The 23,098-nt window shown below is 45.7% G+C and carries 24 protein-coding genes; 22 read left to right on the top strand and 2 right to left on the bottom strand.

Annotated elements, in window-relative coordinates; translation table 11 throughout:
* The first annotated feature begins 75 nt into the window (after positions 1 to 75).
* The 20 genes from D8886_RS04495 to D8886_RS04400 all read left to right on the top strand — a co-directional run bounded on the left by D8886_RS04495 (position 76) and on the right by D8886_RS04400 (position 19,300).
* Positions 76 to 312, top strand: coding sequence for an AbrB/MazE/SpoVT family DNA-binding domain-containing protein (locus D8886_RS04495; protein WP_125434354.1), 237 nt, complete (start codon positions 76 to 78; stop codon positions 310 to 312).
* Positions 309 to 719: a type II toxin-antitoxin system death-on-curing family toxin gene (locus D8886_RS04490; RefSeq protein ID WP_125434353.1), complete on the top strand. Its 411-nt coding sequence runs from the start codon at positions 309 to 311 to the stop codon at positions 717 to 719. The genes D8886_RS04495 and D8886_RS04490 overlap by 4 nt, the downstream gene beginning before the upstream one ends.
* A gap of 29 nt (positions 720 to 748) precedes the next feature.
* Positions 749 to 1,291, top strand: coding sequence for a ClbS/DfsB family four-helix bundle protein (locus tag D8886_RS04485; protein ID WP_125434352.1), 543 nt, complete (start codon positions 749 to 751; stop codon positions 1,289 to 1,291).
* 34 nt (positions 1,292 to 1,325) lie between these two features.
* Positions 1,326 to 2,171 (top strand): DUF4300 family protein, encoded by an 846-nt coding sequence (locus D8886_RS04480; protein ID WP_125434351.1) that lies wholly within the window; start codon positions 1,326 to 1,328, stop codon positions 2,169 to 2,171.
* A gap of 46 nt (positions 2,172 to 2,217) precedes the next feature.
* The gene (locus D8886_RS04475) at positions 2,218 to 2,529 is read left to right on the top strand and encodes a hypothetical protein (protein ID WP_002912776.1); all 312 of its coding nucleotides are present in this window, start codon (positions 2,218 to 2,220) and stop codon (positions 2,527 to 2,529) included.
* A 201-nt stretch (positions 2,530 to 2,730) separates the two neighbouring features.
* Positions 2,731 to 6,012 carry an ATP-dependent nuclease subunit B gene (gene rexB / locus D8886_RS04470; protein WP_125434350.1) on the top strand — a complete coding sequence of 1,094 codons (3,282 nt, stop codon included), beginning with the start codon at positions 2,731 to 2,733 and terminating at the stop codon, positions 6,010 to 6,012.
* Positions 6,009 to 9,683, top strand: a complete 3,675-nt coding sequence (addA, locus tag D8886_RS04465) for a helicase-exonuclease AddAB subunit AddA (RefSeq protein ID WP_125434349.1) — start codon at positions 6,009 to 6,011, stop codon at positions 9,681 to 9,683. The genes rexB and addA overlap by 4 nt, the downstream gene beginning before the upstream one ends.
* A gap of 33 nt (positions 9,684 to 9,716) precedes the next feature.
* Positions 9,717 to 10,022 (top strand): DUF4298 domain-containing protein, encoded by a 306-nt coding sequence (locus D8886_RS04460; RefSeq protein WP_125434348.1) that lies wholly within the window; start codon positions 9,717 to 9,719, stop codon positions 10,020 to 10,022.
* Positions 10,023 to 10,496: 474 nt separating this feature from the next.
* Positions 10,497 to 11,555: a histidinol-phosphate transaminase gene (gene hisC / locus D8886_RS04455; RefSeq protein ID WP_002909407.1), complete on the top strand. Its 1,059-nt coding sequence runs from the start codon at positions 10,497 to 10,499 to the stop codon at positions 11,553 to 11,555.
* 55 nt (positions 11,556 to 11,610) lie between these two features.
* A complete protein-coding gene (locus D8886_RS04450) occupies positions 11,611 to 12,600 on the top strand; it encodes an ATP phosphoribosyltransferase regulatory subunit (RefSeq protein ID WP_002909408.1) in 990 nt (329 codons plus the stop codon).
* Positions 12,597 to 13,241 (top strand): ATP phosphoribosyltransferase, encoded by a 645-nt coding sequence (gene hisG, locus D8886_RS04445; RefSeq protein ID WP_002909409.1) that lies wholly within the window; start codon positions 12,597 to 12,599, stop codon positions 13,239 to 13,241. The genes D8886_RS04450 and hisG overlap by 4 nt, the downstream gene beginning before the upstream one ends.
* Positions 13,238 to 14,530, top strand: a complete 1,293-nt coding sequence (gene hisD, locus D8886_RS04440) for a histidinol dehydrogenase (RefSeq protein WP_125434347.1) — start codon at positions 13,238 to 13,240, stop codon at positions 14,528 to 14,530. Before hisG ends, hisD begins: the two co-directional genes overlap by 4 nt.
* A gap of 11 nt (positions 14,531 to 14,541) precedes the next feature.
* Positions 14,542 to 15,126, top strand: coding sequence for an imidazoleglycerol-phosphate dehydratase HisB (hisB, locus tag D8886_RS04435; RefSeq protein ID WP_125434346.1), 585 nt, complete (start codon positions 14,542 to 14,544; stop codon positions 15,124 to 15,126).
* Between the two features lie 34 nt (positions 15,127 to 15,160).
* Positions 15,161 to 15,784: an imidazole glycerol phosphate synthase subunit HisH gene (gene hisH, locus D8886_RS04430; protein WP_125434345.1), complete on the top strand. Its 624-nt coding sequence runs from the start codon at positions 15,161 to 15,163 to the stop codon at positions 15,782 to 15,784.
* A complete protein-coding gene (hisA, locus tag D8886_RS04425) occupies positions 15,762 to 16,484 on the top strand; it encodes a 1-(5-phosphoribosyl)-5-[(5-phosphoribosylamino)methylideneamino]imidazole-4-carboxamide isomerase (RefSeq protein ID WP_185761249.1) in 723 nt (240 codons plus the stop codon). The genes hisH and hisA overlap by 23 nt, the downstream gene beginning before the upstream one ends.
* 2 nt (positions 16,485 to 16,486) lie before the next feature.
* A complete protein-coding gene (gene hisF / locus D8886_RS04420) occupies positions 16,487 to 17,245 on the top strand; it encodes an imidazole glycerol phosphate synthase subunit HisF (RefSeq protein WP_125434343.1) in 759 nt (252 codons plus the stop codon).
* Positions 17,245 to 17,589: a phosphoribosyl-AMP cyclohydrolase gene (gene hisI, locus D8886_RS04415; RefSeq protein WP_125434342.1), complete on the top strand. Its 345-nt coding sequence runs from the start codon at positions 17,245 to 17,247 to the stop codon at positions 17,587 to 17,589. Before hisF ends, hisI begins: the two co-directional genes overlap by 1 nt.
* Positions 17,590 to 17,720: 131 nt before the next feature.
* Positions 17,721 to 18,035 carry a phosphoribosyl-ATP diphosphatase gene (gene hisE / locus D8886_RS04410; RefSeq protein WP_002924252.1) on the top strand — a complete coding sequence of 105 codons (315 nt, stop codon included), beginning with the start codon at positions 17,721 to 17,723 and terminating at the stop codon, positions 18,033 to 18,035.
* Between the two features lie 33 nt (positions 18,036 to 18,068).
* Entirely contained in the window at positions 18,069 to 18,818 is a 750-nt protein-coding gene (locus tag D8886_RS04405; protein ID WP_125434341.1) for a PHP domain-containing protein, read from the top strand.
* Positions 18,819 to 18,829: 11 nt separating this feature from the next.
* A complete protein-coding gene (locus D8886_RS04400; protein ID WP_125434340.1) occupies positions 18,830 to 19,300 on the top strand; it encodes a GNAT family N-acetyltransferase in 471 nt (156 codons plus the stop codon).
* A 50-nt stretch (positions 19,301 to 19,350) separates the two neighbouring features.
* On the opposite strand, the gene D8886_RS04395 is transcribed toward D8886_RS04400, so the two are convergent.
* Positions 19,351 to 21,234 (bottom strand): DUF2207 domain-containing protein, encoded by a 1,884-nt coding sequence (locus D8886_RS04395; RefSeq protein ID WP_125434339.1) that lies wholly within the window; start codon positions 21,232 to 21,234, stop codon positions 19,351 to 19,353.
* A gap of 226 nt (positions 21,235 to 21,460) precedes the next feature.
* On the opposite strand from D8886_RS04395, the gene D8886_RS04390 reads away from it, so the two are divergent.
* The gene (locus D8886_RS04390; RefSeq protein WP_061602801.1) at positions 21,461 to 21,859 is read left to right on the top strand and encodes a hypothetical protein; all 399 of its coding nucleotides are present in this window, start codon (positions 21,461 to 21,463) and stop codon (positions 21,857 to 21,859) included.
* A gap of 90 nt (positions 21,860 to 21,949) precedes the next feature.
* Here D8886_RS04390 and D8886_RS04385 read toward each other — a convergent pair whose 3' ends face one another.
* Positions 21,950 to 22,120, bottom strand: coding sequence for a DUF3042 family protein (locus D8886_RS04385; protein WP_002895160.1), 171 nt, complete (start codon positions 22,118 to 22,120; stop codon positions 21,950 to 21,952).
* Between the two features lie 82 nt (positions 22,121 to 22,202).
* Here D8886_RS04385 and miaA point away from each other — a divergent pair, with 82 nt between their 5' ends.
* Positions 22,203 to 23,087 (top strand): tRNA (adenosine(37)-N6)-dimethylallyltransferase MiaA, encoded by an 885-nt coding sequence (gene miaA / locus D8886_RS04380; protein ID WP_125434338.1) that lies wholly within the window; start codon positions 22,203 to 22,205, stop codon positions 23,085 to 23,087.
* Positions 23,088 to 23,098: the final 11 nt, after the last annotated feature.

The following is a 23,098-nucleotide window of genomic DNA, read 5'->3' as shown; positions in this document are numbered from 1 at the left end:
AGGGAAGTCGGAAGATTATTCTATTTTTGTAATTACTGTAATTATCTGTTATAATATCCCTAAGGAGGAAGCAAGATGGCAGTAAAAACTAGAAAACAAGGGAATTCTATAACAATAACGATTCCAAGTGAATTTAATATTCCGAGTGGCGTGCATTACGATGCTAAATTGTTACCGAGTGGCGAAATTGTCTTTACTCCAGAAAAGGCTGAAAATCTGGTTACTTATATTTCTGACGAATCTTTTGAATTGGATTTAAATAATATTTTTGATGAATACGATGATATTTTTAAAGCTTTGGTTGAAAAATGACAGTCTATTTAACAGAAAAGCAAATTGCAAAGATTAATACTTTAGTTATTCAGCGCTATTCTCCGAAAGAACAAATCAAGACGATTAGTCCATCAGCACTAAATATGATTGTGAACTTACCTGAACAATTTGTTTTTGGGAAACCTCTTTATCCATCGATTTTTGATAAGGCAACATTTTTATTTGTTCAATTGATAAAAAAACATGTTTTTGCTAGTGCTAATAAACAAACGGCTTTTTATGTTTTAGTAAAATTTTTACGATTAAACGGTTATCATTTTGCTGTTACGCTTGAAGAAGCGGTTGAAATGTGTGTAAGAATAGAGGTTGCATCACTGTCTGAGCAAAATTTAAAAAGCTACTCAAAATGGGTTTCTGAACATTCGTTTCGTAATGATAACGATTAAGCTTTAACTATGCAAAGGAGTGCAATCTTATGCCTAGACCGAAAACTAAAGAAGATCTGCTGTTAGCTGCTAAGGAAAACTATGAGAAGCTACACACTCTCATTTCCAAATTGTCTGATCAAGAGCTAAATACGCCCTTTGATTTTTCTCGGGATGAAAAGAAGAAAGAGGCCCATTGGAGACGAGATAAAAATCTAAGAGATGTTTTGATTCACCTCTATGAGTGGCATCAGCTCTTGTTGAATTGGGTGCATTCCAATCAAAAGGGGCAAGAGCAGCCTTTTCTTCCTGCTCCCTATAACTGGAAGACTTATGGAGAGTTGAATCTGGAATTTTGGCAGAAGCATCAAAATACTTCTCTAAAAGAGGCAACTGAGAACTTTCATCAGTCCCATCAAGATGTTTTGGAGTTGGCAGACACATTTACAAATGAAGAATTATTTTCAAAAAATGTCTATAAATGGGTCGGAGGAAGTGTACTGGGTTCCTATTTTGTAAGTGCTACTTCCAGCCATTATGACTGGGCCATAAAAAAATTGAAGGCTCATCAGAAAAATTGTAAATTAAAATAGTTAATTGAATACGAGTAGTGGAGAAGAATAAAATATGAAAAAATACAGCAAAATAATTATGTCTTGCGCCTGCCTGGCTTTGACTTTTGGTCTTGCAGCATGCGCTAGTTCGCAGAAAAATAAAGAAACAAGTCAAACTACATCGAAAAATTCAAATCTAAACAGTAAAAAGAGTGTCGNAGAAGTCAAGNATTTGTTGGCTGCCGACTTGGATAAAGACAGTGTCGATAACTTTGTCAATCTAGTCAATGACTACAATGGACTAGTCGGCTCTACTGGATTAACGGGCGATTTCACTAAATTTACCAAAACCGAATATGATGTCGAAAAAATCAATCCTCTGTGGCAGGCAAAGAAGGGCGATTTTATCGGGACAAATTGTCGGATTAATACTTACACTTTGTTGAAAAATAGCATCGAAATTCCTCAAATTGAAAAAGATGATGAACTCTTGTTCATAGATAATGATTCGATTGACAAGGGCAAGCTCTTTGATGCCAAGGATAAGGAAGAATTTAATATCTTATTTTCTAGAGTCAAGACTGAAGCGACTCAAGATGTAAAAGTCCATGCTAAGAAGATGGAGGAATACTTCAAGCAGTTCAAGTTTAGTGAAAAAGCAAGGATGCTTTCAGTCATTGTCCACGACAATCTTGATGGCGACTCTCTCTTTGTAGGCCATGTCGGTGTCTTGGTTCCAGATAAAGACGGATATTTATTTATCGAAAAGCTGACCTTTGAAGAGCCATACCAGGCAATCAAGTTTGCGACCAAGGAAGATGTCTACAAATACTTGCAGACAAAATATAAGGACTACACAGGGGAAGGACTGGCCAAACCCTTTATCATGGACAATGATAAGTGGGTAGAGGGTAAATAGTGTGCTTCAGTTAGCATTAAGAAAATAGAACTGGGAGATTTAGCGTATGGAATTAAAAGATTTTACAGAAAAGGAACAGGAGCAGATTAATCAAGGGCTCAGCACTGCAGAAATTTCCGATAAGGAAGCTGCCAAAAAGATTCTGGCACTTGTGCCTAAAGAGTGGATTAAGAGAATTCCTTTCTTCGTGAGAGGGCATGCAACGACCAAGACGGTTGAGCGAGTTGCTAAGCAATATCCTGAGTTGTACGCTGTAGCCAAGCAGCAAGGCGAACTTCCTGACAAGGAAAGAGAAGAATTGCGCGTGATTATGACAAGCATTTTTGAAGAAAAGATGAATAAGCATAAGATTAAATGAGCCCTTGCTTTGAAAGAAGTAAGAGACTTAGGAAGTCACTGGAAGCAGTGGCTTTTTTCATTTGTTTATGGACATAACGAACTATTCACTAACGCTATCTTTGGATGATGGGTTCTAATTGGGCTTTGGGACTATTCTCCATGAGAATTATCGGTAAAAATGGTATAATGTTCCTATATTTTCTAGAGGAAAAGGCAGGCTATGAAATTACTTTATACAGATATTCGCCATTCTTTGACCAAGGTGTTGGTGGCGGAAGCTGAGAGCTTGGTGGCGGCTGGTAAGCGAGTCTTTTATATTGCGCCTAATTCGCTTTCTTTTGAGAAGGAGCGGGCGGTTTTGGAGTGTCTGGAAACTCAGGCTTCCTTTGCTATTACGGTAACGCGCTTTGCCCAGATGGCTCGGTATTTTGTGCTAAATGATGTTCGGCAAGGGCAGAGTTTGGACGATATTGGTCTAGGAATGCTGATTTATCGGACCTTGACAGAGTTAGATGATGGAGAGCTTAAGGTCTATGGTCGGATTAAGAAGGATCCCCAGTTTATCCAGCAACTGATGGATCTTCATCATGAACTGCAGACCGCCCAGATGTCCTTTGCGGATTTGGAATTTCTTGAGGAGCCTGAGAAGCGGGAGGATCTGGTCAAGATTTTTACAGCGTCGACTGCTGCTCTCAATAAGGGTGATTTTGATTCGTCTTCTCAGATTGCTGCTTTTACCCAGCATATTCTGGCTGGCGACACAGACGAGCAATTGGCAGATTTGGCCTTGGTCATCGATGGCTTTACTCGTTTCTCTGCCGAAGAGGAATATCTGGTCAGTCTCCTGCATCGAAAAGGTGTGGAGATTGTTATTGGGACCTATGCCAGTCAAAAATCCTATCGAGCAGCCTTTCGTGAGGGCAATCTCTATCAAGCTAGTGTGGATTTTTTGAGAAAGCTGGCCGAGGACTATCAGGTCAAGCCTGACTATATCCCTCATGCGGAAGCAGAAGATGCCTTTGGACGAATTTCTAAGGTCTTGGAGAGTCGTTATGACTTTTCAGAATCAACGGTTAGTCTTAGTGAGACAGACCGCTCGCAGCTTCAGATTTGGGCTACTATGAACCAGAAAGAAGAGTTGGAGTATGTGGCTAAGTCCATCCGACAGCGGGTTCATGATGGTGTGCGCTACAAGGATATTCGTCTGCTTTTGGGAGATGTGGAAGCCTACCAGCTTCAGCTCAAGACTATTTTTGACCAGTATCAGATTCCCTACTATCTAGGGCGGAGCGAGTCGATGGCACAGCATCCGCTGGTCCAGTTTGTCGAGTCCTTGGAGCGGCTCAAGCGCTATAACTTCCAACTGGAAGACCTGCTCAATCTCTTAAAGACAGGGTTATACGGAGATTTTACTCAGGAGGAGCTGGATCATTTTGAGCAATATCTGCGCTTTGCGGATATCAAGGGAGCAGCCAAGCTAGCCAAGGATTTCACGGCCAATAGCCAAGGGAAATTTGACCTAGACCGTCTCAATCATATTCGTCTTCGGGTTATGACTCCACTGCAAGACTTTTTCAAATCCCGTAGTCAGACGGCGTCTGGGCTCTTAGCTAAGTTTACGGAGTTCGTCCAAGCAGCCTGTTTGTCTGACAATTTGAAGGCTCTGCTGCAGGGAGAAAGTCAGCAGGAGCAGGAGCGTCATGAGGAAGTCTGGAAGGCTTTCAGCCATGTCTTAGAGCAGTTTGCTCAGGTCTTTGCAGATAGTAAGGTCAAACTAGACGATTTTCTAGCCTTGATCCTGTCAGGTATGCTTTTGTCCAACTATCGGACGGTGCCGGCGACAGTAGATGTGGTCAAGGTCCAGTCTTATGACCTGATAGAGCCTTTAGCTGCTCCTTATGTCTATGCGATTGGATTGACCCAGGAGCGTTTCCCGAAAATCGCGCAAAACAAGAGTTTGCTCAGTGATGAAGATAGGGCTCGGCTCAATGACGCAACGGATTCTCAGGCGGAACTCCAGATTGTTAGCTCAGAAAATCTCAAGAAGAATCGCTATACGGCTCTGTCGCTGATGAATTCTGCTACCAAAGAGCTGGTCTTGTCTGCGCCAGCCTTGGTCAATGAAGTAGAGGACAGCATGTCTACCTATCTACTGGAATTGACTGCAGCTCCACTTTCCTTGCCCATCATTGTCAAAAAGCCTCAAGCTTCCAGTGATGATATTGGCAGCTACCGAGCTCTCTTATCTCAGATCATCGAGCTCCACCAAGAGGAGATTGACCGAGAGTGGACAGCAGAGGAGCAGACTTTTTGGGCAGTGGCTGTGCGGGTTCTCCGCAAGAAATTGGCAGCAGAAGGCATCAGCATTCCGCAAATCAGCAAGGAACTGAAAACGGAGTCTCTGCAGCCGGAAACTCTGCAAGCCCTTTATCCAAAAGAACAACCCCTCCGACTTTCAGCGTCTGCTCTAAACGAATATTTCCGGCATCAGTATGCTTATTTTCTCAAGTATGTTCTGCGCCTGCAGGAAGAGTGGACCATTCATCCAGATGCTCGCAGTCATGGGATTTTCCTCCATCGGATCTTTGAAAAGGTCCTGCAGGATGATTCGTCAGCTGATTTTGACCGGCGTTTAGCGCAGGCTATGGAAGAGATCAGCCGAGAGGCCGAGTTTGAGAGTATCTACAGTGAGTCAGGACAGACCCGTTTTGCGCGCCAGCTCTTGCTAGATACAGCGCGGGCGACCGGCCGGGTGCTGGCTCATCCAAGCGGGATCGAGACCATTGGTGAGGAGACAGGCTTTGGTTCTGCTTCTAAGCCTTTCCTAATCTTGGAAAATGGCAGAGCAGTGACCGTGAGAGGTAAGGTGGACCGAATTGACCGTTTGACCAAGACCGAGAGTCTGGGAGTGGTGGACTATAAGTCTGGCGATATTAAGTTCAGCTTTGAAAAGTTCTTTAATGGACTGAATTCTCAGCTGCCGACCTATCTGGCAGCGATTGAAGAGTTAGCAGACTATCAAGAGGATAAGGGAACATTTGGTGCCATGTATTTGCAGATGACCGATCCGATTGTGGCGCTTAAAGATACCAAGACCTTGGCGGATGCAGTCAATCAGTCTATGAAGCCATTGCAGTACAAGGGACTTTTTGTGGCTGATGCTGTCAAGGAGCTTGGTCCGCTCTATGAAAAAAATAAGACCAACTTGCTGAGCCACGAGGAGTTGGACTTGCTCCTGACTTACAATGCTTACCTTTATAAAAAAGCTGCAGAAGGCATTCTATCAGGCAATTTTGCAGTCAATCCTTATACAGAGAATGGGCGCAGCATTGCACCTTATGTGGAGCAGTTTAAGGCCATTACAGGCTTTGAAGCCAATCTCCATTTGGGACAGGCTCGGCAGCTAGAAAAGTTGGATACAAGCAAGTTTGATAGGCGGCCAACTGGTGAGAAGTTGCGCCAGGCCTGGCTAGAAAAGATGAGGGAGGAGCTGGAAAAATGAAGAGAATTCCTTTTTTAACTGCAGAAGAGATTGCTCTTAAGCAAGCCCAAGAAGCTGCTTCGGACAAGCCACAGAAAAAGACGGCAGAGCAGATTGAGGCCATCTACTCCTCTGGCCAGAATATTCTGGTTTCCGCTTCGGCCGGCTCGGGTAAGACTTTTGTCATGGTCCAGCGGATTATAGACCAGATTCTTAGAGGTGTTGCTGTCAGCCAGCTCTTTATCTCAACATTTACCGTCAAGGCAGCAGGCGAGCTAAAAGAGAGGTTGGAGAAGGAGCTGGGGCAGGCCTTGAAAGAGGCCGAGAGTCCTGAACTTAAGCAACATCTAGCCCAGCAATTAGCTGATCTGCCCAATGCTGACATCGGCACTATGGACGCCTTTACCCAGAAAGTACTGAGTCGCTATGGTTACCTGCTTGGTTTGGCACCGAATTTTCGGATTCTCCAGTCTGCCAGTGAGCAGCTGATTCTGCAAAATGAAGTTTTCAGCCAAGTGTTTGACCGTTACTATGACAGCGAGCGTCAGGCTTTGTTTAGCTGTTTGGTTAAGAATTTTACTGGTAAGCGCAAGGATTTATCAGGCTTCCGGGAGCAAGTTTATCGGATTTACAGTTTTCTTCAGTCAACCAGCAGCCCTCAGCGCTGGCTGGAAGAAACCTTCCTCTATGGCTATGAGCACAGTGATTTTGCGGCAGAGAGAGAGAGGATATTTGGTCAAATCAAATCATCCCTTTGGGAGCTGGAAACTTTCTTTTCTGCCCATCTGGAGCATGAAGGAAGAGAGTTTGTGGGCGCCAAGTATCAGGAGAATGTCCAAGACGCTCTGACCGCCTTAGCAGGGCTGAATGAACTGTCCTCGATAGAAGAAACAGCTCAGATTCTCAAACAGATCGTGGCCCTTTCCCAACTGTCCAATGGCCAAGCCTTTACAGCTCGGGTTGGCAAGAATGCAGATGAGCTCAAAAAAGAAATGGCCAAGGACTACAATGAAGCAAGGAAGCCTATGATTGAGCGGCTACGAAGCTTTGACCAGCAGCTTTATCAGCTGGACTTTATTGAGCAGCATCAGGATGAATGTCTGCCTCTGGTTGAGCTTCTGCGGGATTTTGTGGCGGACTTTGCACAGGCTTACCTGGAGCGAAAGAAAGCAGAAAATGCCTTTGAATTTGGTGACATCAGCCATTTTGCTATTGAGATTTTAGAGATTTTTCCAGAGGTGCGTCGCTTTTATCAGGAACGCTACCATGAGGTCATGGTGGATGAGTATCAGGATACCAACCATACACAGGAGCGCATGCTGGACTTGCTTTCCAGAGGGCAAAATCGCTTTATGGTGGGCGATATCAAGCAGTCTATCTACCGCTTCCGTCAAGCGGATCCGCAGATTTTCAGTGATAAGTTTAAGGCTTATCAAGAGGATAGCAGTCAGGGCAAGCTGATCGTCCTCAAGGAAAATTTCCGTAGTTATCTTGAGGTACTGGAAGCGACCAATGATGTTTTCAAACGCCTGATGGATGAAGAAGTTGGGGAAATTGACTACAATGAAACCCACTATCTGGTGGCTGGAAATCCTGCCAAACGCGAGCCTAATCCAGCTAATCGCGCTTCCTTCTTAATCTATGAAGGCTCCAAGGAGAGTCCGGAAGAGGAGGCTGATGAAGGCTTGCCACAGGCAGTATCAGCTGGAGAAGTGGATCTAGTCATCAAGGAAATCATCCGCCTGCACAATGAGGAAGGAGTGGCTTTTAAAGATATCACGCTGCTGACGGCATCCAGAACCCGCAATGATTTGATTTTAGCTGCCTTTGAGCAGCACCAGATTCCGTTGGTACCAGATGATGGCGCCGCAAACTATCTGCAGTCAGTAGAGGTATTGGTTATGCTGGACACCCTGCGGACCATCAATAATCCGCTGAATGACTATGCCCTGACCGCCCTTCTCAAGTCTCCCATGTTTGACTTTGGTGAGGACGAGCTAGCTCGGCTGTCCTTGCAGGCCAGTCAAGAACGTTCTCAAGAAAATCTTTATGAAAAATTGCTCAATGCCCTTGAAGGAAGAGGTTTGAACCCTGCTTTAGTCACCCAGAAACTGCAGAAAAAGCTACAGCATTTCCATGAGACCCTACAAAGCTGGCGGACCTATTCCAAGACGCATCCCCTGTATGATTTGATTTGGAAGATCTATCAGGATCGTTTCTACTATGACATGGTGGGGATTCTGGCCAATGGTGCCCAGAGACAGGCCAATCTCTATGCCCTCTCTTTGCGGGCCAATGAGTATGAAAAGTCTAGCTTTAAAGGCCTGTCTCGCTTTATCGGGATGATTGACCGTATCTTGGAAAATCAGCATGATCTAGCCAGTGTGCCAGTGGCGGCACCTAAGGACGCTGTTCGTCTCATGACCATTCATAAGAGTAAGGGGCTGGAGTTCAAGTATGTCTTCCTGCTCAATATGGACAAGGCCTTCAACCGTCAGGATAGCAGCTCTGCTATTATCCTTAGCCGGACCAATGGAGTTGGTATCAAGTATGTAGCGGATGTATCGGTGTCTGTGGAAGACCCCTATGCGCCGAATCAGCTGCGCATTTCCATGGATACGCTGCCTTATCAGCAGAATCTAGCGGAGCTGCAGTTGGCCAGTCTGTCTGAGCAGATGCGTTTGCTTTATGTGGCCATGACGCGGGCTGAAACCAAGCTCTATCTGGTCGGCAAGGGCAGTCAAGAAGCCTTGGATAAGCGTCAGTGGGGCAAGAGCCAACAAGGGCGTTTGTCTGTCAGTCTGCGCAGCCAGCTCAGTAATTTCCAAGACTGGCTCTATGCCATTCAGGCTGTTTTTTCCGATGAGAATCTCGCCTACGAGACCCGTTTTGTCACTGATGAGGAGCTAACTTCCGAAGAGATAGGGCGAATTAATGAACCTGTGCTCTTTCCAGCGGATGATTTGGCGGATAATCGGCAGTCGGACGATATCCGTCGGGCTCTGGATATTTTAGAAAGTGTGGATCGACTGAATAGCCAGTATCGCTCTGCCATTGAGCTGCCTAGTGTGCGAACTCCAAGCCAGATTAAGAAGTTTTATGAGCCGATCATGGATACGGATGGCCTGGATATCATGGATGAGCGAGCAGCTTTTCGGCCTCAGCCTAACTTTGACTTGCCTGATTTTGGCAAGAAAGCCAAAGTGACTGGAGCGCAAGTAGGCAGTGCTGTTCATGAACTCATGCAGCGGATTCCTTTGGATAGCAGTCCCAGCATGGCTGTACTTCGTTCTGCTTTAGCTCAGGTTCAGGCCGATGAAGCGGTTAAAAAGCAGATTCAGCTGCCTAAGATTTCATCTTTCTTCGAGACGGATTTGGGACGACTCTTGATTGAGAACAGTGACAGAGTTCGTCGAGAAGCACCTTTTGCCATGCTCAAGAGGGACGAAATCAGTGGTCAGGAATTTGTTTTGCGGGGGATTTTGGATGGTTACCTGCTATTTGAAGACCGGATAATTCTCTTTGACTACAAGACGGATAAATACAAGGATTCGTCTGAGTTGATTGCTCGCTACTGTGGCCAGCTAGACTTATATGCTCAAGCTCTCAGCCGTTCTTATGGCATTTCGCAGATTGAAAAATATTTGATTTTGCTAGGCGGTGAGCAGCTGCAGGTGGTTAAGGTGAATTGATTATTTTGTCGTGTCCAGAAAGGAAGGAAGCCTGTGGAACAGTTAGAACGTATTCAAAAAATGGAAAAGCACCTGAATAAATATTCTCAGGTCTTAGCAAGTGCTCAGGAAGCTTTAGCTGAGCTGGAGCGCTGCCAGTCAGATTATATCCAGTTNAGGGACTACTATACTGGTCAGGAATTTTTTGATGATTTAGAATTCTCGAATGGACCGGATTTCCCTGAAAATATAGCTTGCGGTGTCTTAAGTGAAGATGCTGTCTATGACCTGATGGGGGAGCATTTTGAAACAGCGATTAATCTGTTGGATTTGTCTAGTGCCATGCTGAAAGAACGTTAATACATTTAGAAAGAAAAAAATATTTAATTTTTTTTCAATTTTCCTCTTGCTTTTTAATAAAAATTCATGTAGAATATTCAACAATAAATTGAAAGCAATGAGAGAAAAAGTCTAAGACAAGAAACAGAGAGTGCCTAATGGTGAGATGGCATGCAATCCTTAGACGACACATTCTTGAGTGCGGATGCGAAATCAGTCAGCAGTCTGAGACTAGTGTCCGACGGCTGATTGCCGTTATCAATCTGGAGTCCCGTACTCCCAGAGAGTCCTCAGGCGACTGAGGGCTGAATAAAGGTGGAACCGCGTGTCAACGTCCTTGCAAAGTTTTTTTGCGAGGGCTTTTTATTATATTTAAATCAGAAGATTCCCCTATTTTCCTTTAGCAAAGCGGTAAAGTTCGTCTTTCATTTATTAGAAGTTCTAAAAGATAATCAGAGTCAGATAATGGCTAGTGCGTGAAAGAGAGGTGGCAAGATGGTTAAGCTAAAAGGTCTCAGGCAGATCAATCCCTATGTAGCAGGGCAGCAACCCAATGATCCAGACATGATTAAGCTCAATACCAATGAAAATGCTTATGGGCCAAGTCCTAAGGTGGCAGAGGCCCTGCAGAACTTTGATGACCAGGAGTTGCGAAAGTATTCCAGTTTGGACCAGACGGAGCTTTGTCAGGCTTTGGCGGCCAACTTGGGTGTATCGCCCGATCAGCTCATTATCGGAAACGGAAGTGACGACATCTTGTCCATGGCTTTTCTGGCCTTCTTTAACAGTGGCGAGTCGGTCTTATTTCCAGACTTGACCTATGGTTTTTACAAGGTCTGGGCTGACCTCTATCACGTGCCTTTTCGCGAAATCCCTCTGACAGATGATTTTGAGGTCCATCCGTCAGATTATTTTGGAGACAACGGCGGCATTATCCTAGCTAATCCTAATGCTCCGACAGGGATTTATCTGCCGCTGGAACAGTTGGAGGAAATTCTGGCGTCCAATCAAGATGTGGTCGTGGTGGTGGACGAGGCCTATATTCACTTTGGCGGTCAATCTGCCCTGCCTCTTCTAGAAACCTATCCCAACCTCTTTATCACACGGACCTTTTCCAAGGATGCGGCCTTGGCTGGTCTGCGGGTGGGCTACGGCCTTGGCCATCCAGACTTAATAGCTGTCATGAAAGCTGTCAAGGATTCCATCAATCCTTACTCGGTGGATCTGTTAGCAGAGAGCTTGGCTCTTGCTGCGGTGCAAGACTGGGATTATTATCTGGAGACCGGTAGAGCCATTCAAGAGACCCGAGATTGGTTCGCTGGAGAATTGGCTGCGCTGGATTTCCAAGTCCTGACAAGTCAGACTAACTTTGTCCTAGCCCAGCCTAGTGGAATTTCTGCAGCAGAGCTTTTCCAGCAGTTAGAGGAGCGTCGGATTTATGTGCGGTATTTTCCAAAAGCAGAACGAATCAAAGACTTTCTGCGCATCTCTATCGGACGGCGAGAGGAGATGGAAACAGTCCTGGCAGCTATCGAGGAAATTTGCAGCAGCTGAGAGTTTGACTCAGAGCCAACCAATGTAAGAATAGAGTAAGAAAGGAAAGCAGCCTATGAATAAAATCACCCTTCCGATTGGCATGCATGACAAGCTTTTCAAGAGGGCGCGTGTGACTTACGAGATTGAGCGGGACATCAGTGATTTCCTGATGGCTCAGGGCTTCAATCGGATTGACACACCGACTTTGGAGCACTTCGAGGTCTTCAGTGACTATGTGGAGCCCCATCATTATCATCTTTTCGATAAAAAAGGCGAGCTACTGGTTCTACGGCCAGATGTGACCAGCCAGATTGGTCGGGTTATTGCTTCGACCAGGGTGCATACGCCTACCAAGTTTTCCTATTCGGGCAAGGTCTTTCACTATCAAGAAGAGCTGCGCGGTCTTGCCAACGAGCTCAGCCAAGCTGGTATTGAGATTATCGGCTATCCAGCTCGCAAGGCGGTGCTTGAGGCTATCAAGACAGCCAAGCAGTCGCTGGATTTAGCGCAGGTTAAGTCTTATCAGTTTGAGTTTTCCCATGCAGCAATCCTGCAGACAATCCTAGAGAGTCTGGCCTTGGATTCGCAGGAGGAGGCCCAGCTGCTTGATTATATTCGCAAGAAAAACAGGACGGGACTCTTTGAATTCACCCAGACCAGATCGAGTGAATTTGATGATTTTTTACAGGAGCTGCCTTATCTGTTCGGCCCTAGCCAACAGGTTTTAGCTAGGGCCAGAGAGCTGGTTGACAACGAGAGAATATTGACAGCTCTAGATGATATAGAGCAGGTTCTGCAGAGCCTATCAGGCTTGCTGGATCAGACAACCATGGACCTAGGGCAGGTAGCGGCCATGCCATACTATACTGGTCTGACCTTTAAGGTCTTTGGTGACCGAGTGCCAGATGCTTTTCTATCTGGTGGTCGCTATGACCAGCTTTTCAAGCGCTTTGGGGCAGCAGAACTGACAGCTATCGGCTGGTCCCTAGACATTGACAGTGTCTATCAGGCCATTCATGATGACCTACCGGACGAGGGTGGAAAGGAAGGTGATGGCAGATGAGTCAGATTACCATTGCCCTGACCAAGGGGCGGATTGAGAAAGATACGGTCAAGCTCTTGACCCAGGCTGGCTTTGATATGTCCTTCATGGCAGACAAGGGGCGCAGCTTGATTTTTGAAAGTCCAGACAGTCGCTTTCGCTTTCTCTTGGTCAAAGGGCCTGATGTGACGACCTATGTGCGCCATGGAGTCGCTGATTTGGGCATTGTCGGCAAGGATATTCTCTTTGAGCATCCGACTGGCTATCTGGAGCTGCTGGATCTGAACTTTGGGCTTTGTAAATTTTCACTGGCCTCGGTGCCCAGCTATGACCCTCATGATCACAAGCGCAAGCGGATTGCGACCAAGTACCCGACGGTGGCGACTGATTATTTTAATCAAAAGGGGGAAGATGTGGAAATCATCTCCATCCAAGGTAGCGTGGAGATTTCACCGGTGCTGGGTCTGGCGGATGCCATTGTCGATATTGTGGAGACAGGGCATACCCTGTCAGCTAACGGCCTGCTGGTTTTTGAAGACATTTGTCGGGTGTCAGCCCGGCTCATTGCTAATCAGGCTTCCCTGAAAAATAACCCGGATATCATGCCTTTTGTGGCAAAGATTGAATCCCTAGTAGGAAGAAGAGAGGTGGCTTTTAAATGACAATTATCAAACGTTTAAGCGGAAGTAACGAAGAAATTTCACGGATTTTATACGAAGAGCAGCTGCAGCTCAGCCAACAAAACTTAGATGTGGAAGAAGCGGTGGCTGAGATTATTGAAACGGTCAAACAAGACGGTGACCAAGCTTTAAGAGACTATACCATGCTTTTTGATAAGGTTGAGGTGACAGATTTTGAGATTGGGCAGGAGCTAATTGACAAGGCCTTTGAGGAGATTGATCCAGAGGTCTTGGCCGCCCTTAAAAATGCCCAAGCCAATATCGAATCCTACCACCGCCAGCAGTTGGAGACTGGTTTTGAGGATAGTCCCAGCGAGGGCGTTATCCGTGGTCAGTTGATTCGGCCGATTGAGCGGGTTGGTACCTATGTACCTGGTGGTACCGCAGCCTATCCGTCCTCCGTCCTCATGAATGTTATCCCAGCCAAGATTGCTGGTGTCAAAGAAATCATCATGATTACACCGCCCCAAGAGCACTTTACCCCAGCGATTTTGGTCGCAGCCAAGCTGGCTGGTGTGGATCGGATTTTCCAAATTGGCGGAGCCCAAGGTGTAGCAGCTCTGGCTTATGGAACGGAGACCATTCCCAAGGTGGATAAGATAACTGGACCGGGTAATATCTTTGTGGCTACGGCCAAAAAGATGGTTTATGGTGTCGTGGGAATTGACATGATTGCCGGACCTTCGGAGATTGGAGTCATTGCGGATCGTTCAGCCAGTCCAATCTATGTGGCTGCTGACCTTTTGTCGCAAGCCGAGCACGACAAGCTGGCTCGGGCTATTCTGGTGACCGATTCAGAGGAGCTGGCAGACCAAGTGGAAGCAGAGCTAGACAGACAGCTGAAAGAGCTGCCGCGGGAGGAAATCGCGCGTGCTTCGATTGAGAACAACGGCCGCATCATCCTTGCACCTTCTAAGGAAGCCATGTTTGAGCTCATGAATCAGGTGGCACCTGAGCATTTGGAAATTGCCATGGATGATGCCTACAGCTATCTGGATCAGGTTGAAAATGCTGGCTCTGTCTTTCTGGGGCATTATACTAGTGAGCCAATCGGTGACTACTATGCGGGAGCCAATCACGTTTTACCGACAACCAGCACCAGCCGTTTTTCATCAGCTCTGGGAGTCTATGACTTCATCAAGCGCATCCAGTACACCCAGTACAGCCGTGCTGCTGTAGGTGCGGCTGACAAAGATATTACCAGTCTGGCCTATGCAGAAGGACTGCAGGGACATGCCAAGGCCATCGAAGCCCGCAGACAGGAAAAATAAAAGGAGTTGCCATGAGACAAGCTGAAATCAAGCGTAAAACACAGGAGACCGATATTGAACTGGCTGTCAATCTGGACCAACAGGAGCCGGTAGCTATCGAGACCGGTGTCGGATTCTTTGACCACATGCTGACCCTTTTTGCCCGCCACAGTCGGATTTCTCTGACAGTCAAGGCTGAAAGCGACCTATGGGTGGATAGCCACCATACGGTTGAAGATGTGGGCATCGTATTAGGACAGGCTCTGCGTCAGGCTTTGGGAGACAAGGCTGGTATCAACCGCTACGGCACTAGTTTTGTGCCCATGGATGAAACGCTGGGTATGGCCAGCCTGGACCTATCCGGTCGCTCCTATCTGGTTTTTGAGGCTGATTTTGACAATCCCAAACTTGGGAATTTTGACACCGAGCTGGTAGAGGAATTTTTCCAAGCCCTAGCCTTTAATCTGCAGATGAATCTGCACCTGAAAATCTTTCATGGCAAGAACAGTCACCACAAGGCGGAAAGCCTCTTTAAAGCGACTGGACGAGCTCTACGGGAGGCTATTACGATCAATCCAGATATTCATGGAGTCAACTCCACCAAGGGCTTGCTCTAGCTTGTCCTTCTGAGTGAAAGGAGTTGATGTAGTGATGATGATTGTTATTGATTATGACGCGGGAAATACTGCCAATGTCCTCCGTGCTCTGGCTCAGGTCGGAGTAGCAGCGCGTCTGTCAGCTAATCCGCAGGAAATTTTGGACGCCGATGGTTTAATTTTACCAGGAGTCGGTGCTTTTCCCACTGCCTTGCAAGAGTTGGAAAATCGAGGGCTGGTCTCCGTTATCCAGCAGGCTGTGGCCGATGGCAAGCCTCTCTTGGGGATTTGCTTAGGTATGCAGCTCCTGCTGGAGTCGGGATTGGAGAATGGTCAAAGTTCTGGACTAGGCTTGATTCCCGGTGTTTGTCGCCGGATTCCGGATCAGGCTGGTCTGCCTGTGCCTCACATGGGCTGGAATGATTTACAGGTCCAGCAGTCGTCTGCTTTGACAGCTGATCTTGATGGCCAGTCAGTCTATTTTGTCCATAGCTACTATACAGATGTTCCGGAGGAGTACTTGGATGTGACGGCTGATTACGGGCTCCCTATCCCAGCCATGATTCACCAAGGATCGGTTTTTGGCTGCCAGTTTCACCCAGAGAAGTCAGGTGCTGTAGGCCTCGGTATCCTAGAGAAGTTTAAGGAGTATGTCTATGAAAATACTGCCCGCTATTGATATCAAAGATGGCCAGGCCGTCCGCCTTTTTAAAGGGGATTTTAGCCAGAAGACGGTGGTAAATCCCGATGTCTTGGAGCAAGCCAAAATTTTCAAAAAAGCTGGGGTTACTATGATTCATGTGGTTGACTTGGACGGAGCCTTAGAAGGTCGGGCGGCCAATCGGGATTTGATTGCCCGAATTAAGTCGGAGACTGGTCTAGTTATCCAAGTCGGGGGTGGTATCCGCTGTCTGGAGCAGATTGAAGATTACCTAGCGGTTGGCATTGACCGTGTCATTATTGGCTCTATGGCTGTTAAAAATCCTGCCTTTGTTGAGGCCGCACTAGAGCGCTTTGGAAGCAGCAAAATCGTGATTGGCATTGATGCGAAAGACGGTCTAGTTGCGACTGAGGGCTGGCTGGAAACCAGCAGTCAGGACTATATCAGCCTAGCATTGGCCATGGAAAAGCTCGGCGTTCGACTCTTCGTCTATACAGATGTGGATCGAGATGGGACTCTGACTGGCCCTAATATTCAGCATTATCAAAAATTGCTGGTAGCGCTCAAGGATGCTCAAGTCATTGCCTCTGGCGGCATCCAGTCAGCAGAGGATTTGGAAGAGCTGAAAAAGCTGGGCTTGACTGGTGCCATTGTGGGTAAGGCCTATTACAGTGGACGAATTAGCCTAGAGCAGATCAAGGAAGCAGAAAGGGGCTAGCCATGCTGAAAAAACGAATCATTCCCTGTCTAGATGTCAAGAACGGCCGGGTGGTCAAGGGCATCAACTTTGTCAATCTGACTGATGTGGGCGATCCAGTTGATGCTGCCAAGGCTTACTATGAAGCCGGCTGCGATGAGTTGGTCTTTCTGGACATCACCGCCACCCATGAGGAGCGGGATACGACGGTCGAGATGGTCCGGCGCGTGGCGGAGCAGGTTTTCATTCCCTTTACCGTCGGGGGCGGCATTCGCACGGTTGAGGACATGAAGCGGATGCTCCAAGCTGGGGCGGATAAGGTTGCAGTTAATTCATCAGCACTGACAAATCCTCAGCTTTTGGCTGATTGCGCTGAGAAATTCGGCAGTCAATGTGTGGTGCTGGCCGTGGATGCTAAGAAAGTAGCGGGCGGCAGCTGGCATGTTTATCTGGCTGGTGGCCGTAAGGACAGCGGTCGCGACCTGTTAGACTGGGTCCAAGAAGCTGTCAGTCTTGGAGCGGGGGAAATTCTTCTGACCAGTATGGACAAGGACGGGACCAAGTCTGGTTTTGACTTGCCTATGCTGGAAGCCGTCTCTCAAGTGGTTTCCGTTCCTATCATCGCCTCTGGTGGTGCTGGCTCTAGCCAGCATATCCTAGAAGTTTTTGAAAAGACTGCAGCGACGGGTGCCTTGGCAGCCTCGATTTTCCATTATGGTCAGGTCTCCATCTCAGATACCAAAAAAGCCATGCAGGCCGCTGGATTGGAGGTGCGCATCTAATGACAGAAGTAAAGTTAGATTTTCAAAAGCAAGGCGGTCTCATACCTGCCATTATCCTAGACCACACCAGCAAAGAGGTCCTCATGCTGGCCTATCTCAATGAAGAAGCCTACCAGCTGACTCGCACTAGTGGGCAAATGTGGTACTGGAGCCGGTCACGTCAGGAGCTTTGGCATAAGGGGGCCACCAGCGGCCACTACCAGACTGTCAAAAAAATCACGGCTGACTGCGACCTAGATACCCTGCTGATCGAGGTAGACCAGCTGGGAGCAGCCTGCCACACCGGTGCCAAATCCTGCTTTTTCCATACAATCTGGGATGAACAAGCCAGCAAAACTGACTAAAAGTTCCCTCGGTTTACTTTAGTACTTGGTTAATGCAAATATAAAACTAAGAAGTCAGTATCAAGAAACCGGCCTGCCATTGGAAAGAATTGCTTTTTATAGTAAAATAAGGACAGTAACAAGGAGATACTATGCTAGAAACCCTCTATCAAGAAGCCCTCAAACGCAAAAAAGAGCCCAAGGAAGGCTCCTATACCAGCTATCTCTATGACAAGGGGCTGGACAAGATTCTCAAAAAAGTCGGTGAAGAAGCGACTGAAGTAGTCATTGCGGCCAAAAACGCTGATAAGAACGAGATGGCCAATGAGACAGCTGATCTGCTCTACCATCTGGCGGTCGCTCTCGTTGAGACTGGCGTCAGTCTGGAAGAGGTAGAGGCCGTCCTCCAGGCCCGTCAGGGCAAGCAGAGCCGGATTCATGATCGACCTGAAATCGACCAATACTAAACGGATATAAGATTTGCAGAAAGGCGGCCCAGCATGCGCGACAACCATCTTCATACCTATTTTTCCTATGATTCTGAGGCGGATTTCTGTGACTATCTGGACCATTATGAGGGCGAGATTGTCACTACTGAGCACTATGATTTGTCCAATCCCTACCCTTACGAAGCTGCCTCGCCCCACGATGATGTGCCTGACTATGAGGCCTATTCAGCAAAAATAGCAGAGCTGAACCAGCAGTATGGCAACCGCATCAAAAAGGGCATTGAAATTGGCTATTACGCTCCGCGTAAAGACGATATTCTAGCTTTCCTAGCAGACAAGGATTATGACCTCAAGCTCCTATCGGTTCACCACAATGGCAGTTTTGACTATCTGGAAGATCCGGTCTTGCAGCTGGACAAGATGGAGCTGATTCCCTCCTATCTGATAGAGTTAGAGGAGGCTATTGAGGCTGTGCCAGCAGATGTACTAGCTCACTTTGACTATGGTTTCCGAAAATTTGCGCTTACCGTAGAGGAGTTAAAAACTTTTGAACCAGAGTTGCGACAGCTTTTTCAAAAGATGATTGACCATGGTCTGGCTTTTGAGCTCAACTGCAAGTCCATGTATCTATATGGACACGAGGAACTCTATATCTACGCTCTCTCTCTAGTCAAGGAGCTGGGCGGTCAGCGCTTTTCAGTGGGATCAGACGGCCACAAGCTGGAGCATTTCCGCTTGCAATTTGACCGAGTTGCCAAAATCTTAGCGGAGGCCGGCATAGGCGAGGAGCAGTTGATCTAGAAGGAGAAATCATGGCCGAGATTATGCCCTTAAAATCAGAGGAAATCCCACTCTTAGAGGAATTTCTTTACCAAGCTATTTTTATTCCCCAAGGTCTAGCGCCGCTTTCTAGAAGCATCCTGAAAGAACCAGATTTAGAGATGTATATCAAGGACTTTGGCAAGCAGCCAGATGATTGGGCTTTAGTTGCAGAAGTGGACGACCGGTTGGTCGGAGCCGTTTGGATTCGCATCATGAAAGATTACAGTTATTATGACGACCAGACGCCCTCTCTGTCCATTTCATTCCTGCCTGACTTCAGAAGCCAAGGACTAGGCCAGCAGTTGATGATGGCCATGCTGGACTTGCTCAAGGCCAAAGGCTACCCAAGTGTCTCCCTCTCCGTTTCCAAAGACAATCCCGCACATCGCTTTTATCAAAGACTGGGCTTTGTCACGGTTGAAGAAAGGGAAGATGATTATTTGATGCTGTGCCGATTATAGCAAGAAGAAAGACCACCCAAACGAGCGGTCTTTTCGTATTATTGTGTCTGCTAGAAGGAGCCTCCTCCTCCTCCGCCCCCACCACCCGAGAAACCACCTGAAATACCAGATGACAAGCTGAAGTAGCTACTTGAGCTGGGAGGATTCAATGAAATATCAACATTGCTAAAGACTGTGGCAAAACCTGTAGATATATTACTGAAGAAGAAACTTTCAAGATTTGTTTCTTCTAATTGAATGTCTCTTCCTTTTAATGTTTGACTGACTTTTTCCGCATAGCCAAAAAGAGTCGCATATACTAGAATTCGATTCCAGAGGATGATTCCCTCTACCTCAGTTTGACTAAGATGAGCAATATCGCGCAGCATATTGGAGAAGCTCTGCCATTCAATTACTTCTTCTCTAAATTCCTTTTTTAGGTATCTATCTGCCATTCGATTCAATTTTATTTGAGCTGCTTTCCCAAGGAACCACGCGACAAATAGAAGCAAAGGATAAATATAGGAATATGAGTAATCAAACTGTCCGGTAGTAAAAGGATTATAAAAAAGAGAACCTAAAGAGAGAATAATAATACCAATGTAATAGGAAATATAAGCTAATGAAACAGGTCTTTCTTCTTTTTTGCTTATTTTACGGTATCGTATAGGGAGATTTAAATCGACTCTTTCTTGACGGACATAGTTCGCAACAGTACGTAGAGCCTCTTGAAATTTCTTTCGTGTAGAAGACTTGGAGCTTTGTTGGTAATCTGGGAACATCGTATCGGGAGTAACTTTATCCTTATCGCCAAAGACCATTTCCAACAGTTTTATCTCGTAGCGGCTTAGGTTATCTAAGTGAACAATTTCCAGTTTCTCTCCTGATCTTCCAATGCGAAATTTTATATTTCCTCTGTCAATCAGATCCATTAAAGTAGCCTGTACTAAACTAGAAAAGCTAGGAGTTCCTGTTTTTCTAGTATGAGCAAGAGATTTTTCAATTGATATATTATAGATATTGTATGCAAGTTGCAGAGGAGTAAGATTCTGAGGCGGTTCATAGAGTCGCGTATTTTTAGGAAGCTTGTTTAGATAATAAAATCTTAGTAAATAGTAAAGAAAGCAAGCCAGACTTATAATCAGAAACGAGATAGCAATGCCTGGACCTAGGACATAAATTATAAAGCTATGTTGCTTCTGTTTTTCTTCAATTTCTTTTTCCTTCTCTTCAAATTGCTTGCGGTGGGTTGAAGGGATAATACTGGCAGTATCAATATCTGTAAATATACTCTTGTCCCAAGCGCCGTGCAATTCAAGTTTTGTTCCTTTTGTGAGATTATTTGATCTAACCGTCAGAATCTGATTTAATTTTTCTACCTTTGGTTGGTTTTTATTGAAGCCTATATGGGCGAAAAGCTGAGCACTAGTATCGAAACGATCCGTAGAAACAGAAAAATATAATCGTCGAATATCCGCATCCCAATCAGAAATAGGTATCCAGTTCAGCTCAGCTATATCTTGATACACCCAAAGCATATTTCGTAATTTCCAAGTTATAGTGATAATGACTTGATCACCAGATTTACCAGAATTATAGATTGTAATCTTTTTTCCATCTTTTACAGCCTCTTCTTTTATCTCTTGCGGGGACTTTTTCTGTCCATTGGTGATAATATCTATCTTAGGATTGTCTTCGATTTGAAAGCCTTTAGGCATCTTGCCAGCCTGGCCCAGCGTGATATATTGACCGTTATAGGAACTGTCGTATTCAAAAGTTACTTCCTCTGTAAAAGTGGCTGTATTATCGCTATGCAGCTCTAGCTGTCCTACGTAGGATGTAATCCTGCTCTCGACATCGTCAGCCAATATGTGACGAGGAACAAAGATGCAAAGTAATGAAGTAAGAAGTGCTAGACTAAGCAGAAGTCTGTACAATCTGTAGGTGTTTTTCATAAATCTTCCTTTCGCTAATGCCTTATTATAACACGTTTCTAAAGCTCTGTCTTAATTTGTTTTCAGTAACCAATGACTTCTACAAATGCTTTATCATATTATTTGTAAGTTTTCTTGCCAAGTGGTAAAATAAAGCCGAAATAAAATATGTTCTCCTAGAGCAATCTAATCGATTAGCAATAATTAATTTGACTGTTCTTCGTAGTCATATAAAGGAGTTGATTTTATGGCTAATACTAGGCGAGCAGTGGTGGCGCTGAGCTTGGGTGTTTTGTTATTGCTAGCAATGGGAATTCTACTGCAGGTTCATTTTTGGAGAATAATCATTTTGCTAGGTCTATTCTTTTTTGCGGAAGTATTTATCATCTGGTACTCGGGAAGTAAGTTTAAGCCGCAGATTAATGGCAGGCAAAGCCTTGAACTCTTCTGGCTTTATATCAAACGCTTGAAAATTCTTTATATCATAATTATGTGTGTCGCGATTCCTTTCGTTTCCTTGTCTTCCAAGCCTGCTTTAGATTTGTTTTTTGTGTTTGAGTTGTTAGTATTCTTGCTCTTAAGCAATTATATCTTTAGCTCTTATGGCATTCAACCGCCCAAGAAAGAAAGAGCTTTTAAAGTCTAATAGCTTTGTTTGCAGCAGTTGATTTGACTGCTGTTTTTCAAAAAAGAAAAAACCTGGATTTTTCCAGGCTTTTTAGTGAAATGTGCAGGCTTAGTGTGCTACACGTTTGCGAGCTGCTTTTTTACGGTTTTCTTCGATGAAAGCCGCTTTTTGTTCTTCAGGTTCGATGACTTTTTTCTTGACTGCATATACTGCGCCTGCCACAGCAGCAACTGTAGCTGCAACTCCTGTAAGAACGCCTTTTCCAAATCCTTTAGCCATGTGATTTCTCCTTTTCTGAACTTTTATTATTTATGTTATAATTAATAGTAACGAAAAATCAAAATTTTTTCAAGGAAAAAAGATGAAAACCAAGATAATTGTGATAGTGGGGCCTACGGCAGTTGGAAAAACAGCTCTGAGTATTGAGGTAGCCAAGCGCTTCAATGGTCAAATCATCAGTGGTGACAGCCAGCAGGTCTATCGTGGCTTAGATATTGGTACAGCTAAGATTCGTCCTGAAGAGCAGGAGGGTGTTCTCCATCATCTGCTGGATGTGAGGGAGGTTGGAGAAAGCTACTCGGCCTATGATTTTGTGACTGAGGCGGCTCAGGCTATTCGTGAGATTGCGGCTCAAGGTCAGCTTCCCATCATTTGCGGTGGCACAGGGCTCTATATCCAGAGCTTACTCGAGGGCTACCATCTGGGTGGTTCCGTCCCTCACGAGGAGATTCTGGCCTATCGGGCGCAGCTGGATAGTTGGTCAGATGAAGCTTTGTTTGGAAAAATAGCAGAGCTAGGTATCGAGATTCCTCAGATAAATCGACGCAGGGCTATGAGGGCGCTGGAGATTGCCCATCTGGGTGGTCAACTAGAAAACAATCTTCCAGATTATGAAGCCCTGCTGATTTGCCTAGATGATGAGCGACAAAAACTTTATGAGCGAATCAATCAGAGGATTGATCTGATGCTAGAAGCGGGACTTTTAGAAGAAGCCCGTTGGCTTTATGAACAAGCTCCGACCAGTCAAGCCAGCAAAGGAATCGGCTACAAGGAACTTTTCCCCTACTTTGAAGGTCTGATAAGTCTTGAAGAGGCCGTGGACAAGCTCAAGCAGAATACCCGCCGTTTTGCCAAGCGCCAGCTGACTTGGTTTCGCAACCGGATGTCTGTAACCTTTTATCAGGTGGAAAATCCAGACTATAAAAATCAGGTCATGGAAGACATCAAGAATTTTTTGGACAAGTAGCTGGCTGACCA

The sequence above is a fragment of the Streptococcus sanguinis genome, from assembly GCF_003943655.1.
Taxonomy (GTDB): domain Bacteria; phylum Bacillota; class Bacilli; order Lactobacillales; family Streptococcaceae; genus Streptococcus; species Streptococcus sanguinis_F.
The sequence above is the reverse complement of the archived record's forward strand: the minus strand, read 5'-3'. Positions and strand labels throughout refer to the sequence as shown.

Excerpts from the sequence above, each read along its gene's own strand:
- D8886_RS04495 (WP_125434354.1), top strand. The coding sequence starts at position 76 with ATGGCAGTAAAAACTAGAAAACAAGGGAATTCTATAACAATAACGATT.
- D8886_RS04490 (WP_125434353.1), top strand. The coding sequence starts at position 309 with ATGACAGTCTATTTAACAGAAAAGCAAATTGCAAAGATTAATACTTTA.
- D8886_RS04485 (WP_125434352.1), top strand. The coding sequence starts at position 749 with ATGCCTAGACCGAAAACTAAAGAAGATCTGCTGTTAGCTGCTAAGGAA.
- D8886_RS04475 (WP_002912776.1), top strand. The coding sequence starts at position 2,218 with ATGGAATTAAAAGATTTTACAGAAAAGGAACAGGAGCAGATTAATCAA.
- rexB (WP_125434350.1), top strand. The coding sequence starts at position 2,731 with ATGAAATTACTTTATACAGATATTCGCCATTCTTTGACCAAGGTGTTG.
- addA (WP_125434349.1), top strand. The coding sequence starts at position 6,009 with ATGAAGAGAATTCCTTTTTTAACTGCAGAAGAGATTGCTCTTAAGCAA.
- hisC (WP_002909407.1), top strand. The coding sequence starts at position 10,497 with ATGGTTAAGCTAAAAGGTCTCAGGCAGATCAATCCCTATGTAGCAGGG.
- D8886_RS04450 (WP_002909408.1), top strand. The coding sequence starts at position 11,611 with ATGAATAAAATCACCCTTCCGATTGGCATGCATGACAAGCTTTTCAAG.
- hisG (WP_002909409.1), top strand. The coding sequence starts at position 12,597 with ATGAGTCAGATTACCATTGCCCTGACCAAGGGGCGGATTGAGAAAGAT.
- hisD (WP_125434347.1), top strand. The coding sequence starts at position 13,238 with ATGACAATTATCAAACGTTTAAGCGGAAGTAACGAAGAAATTTCACGG.
- hisB (WP_125434346.1), top strand. The coding sequence starts at position 14,542 with ATGAGACAAGCTGAAATCAAGCGTAAAACACAGGAGACCGATATTGAA.
- hisH (WP_125434345.1), top strand. The coding sequence starts at position 15,161 with ATGATGATTGTTATTGATTATGACGCGGGAAATACTGCCAATGTCCTC.
- hisA (WP_185761249.1), top strand. The coding sequence starts at position 15,762 with ATGAAAATACTGCCCGCTATTGATATCAAAGATGGCCAGGCCGTCCGC.
- hisF (WP_125434343.1), top strand. The coding sequence starts at position 16,487 with ATGCTGAAAAAACGAATCATTCCCTGTCTAGATGTCAAGAACGGCCGG.
- hisI (WP_125434342.1), top strand. The coding sequence starts at position 17,245 with ATGACAGAAGTAAAGTTAGATTTTCAAAAGCAAGGCGGTCTCATACCT.
- hisE (WP_002924252.1), top strand. The coding sequence starts at position 17,721 with ATGCTAGAAACCCTCTATCAAGAAGCCCTCAAACGCAAAAAAGAGCCC.
- D8886_RS04405 (WP_125434341.1), top strand. The coding sequence starts at position 18,069 with ATGCGCGACAACCATCTTCATACCTATTTTTCCTATGATTCTGAGGCG.
- D8886_RS04400 (WP_125434340.1), top strand. The coding sequence starts at position 18,830 with ATGGCCGAGATTATGCCCTTAAAATCAGAGGAAATCCCACTCTTAGAG.
- D8886_RS04395 (WP_125434339.1), bottom strand. The coding sequence starts at position 21,234 with ATGAAAAACACCTACAGATTGTACAGACTTCTGCTTAGTCTAGCACTT.
- D8886_RS04390 (WP_061602801.1), top strand. The coding sequence starts at position 21,461 with ATGGCTAATACTAGGCGAGCAGTGGTGGCGCTGAGCTTGGGTGTTTTG.
- D8886_RS04385 (WP_002895160.1), bottom strand. The coding sequence starts at position 22,120 with ATGGCTAAAGGATTTGGAAAAGGCGTTCTTACAGGAGTTGCAGCTACA.
- miaA (WP_125434338.1), top strand. The coding sequence starts at position 22,203 with ATGAAAACCAAGATAATTGTGATAGTGGGGCCTACGGCAGTTGGAAAA.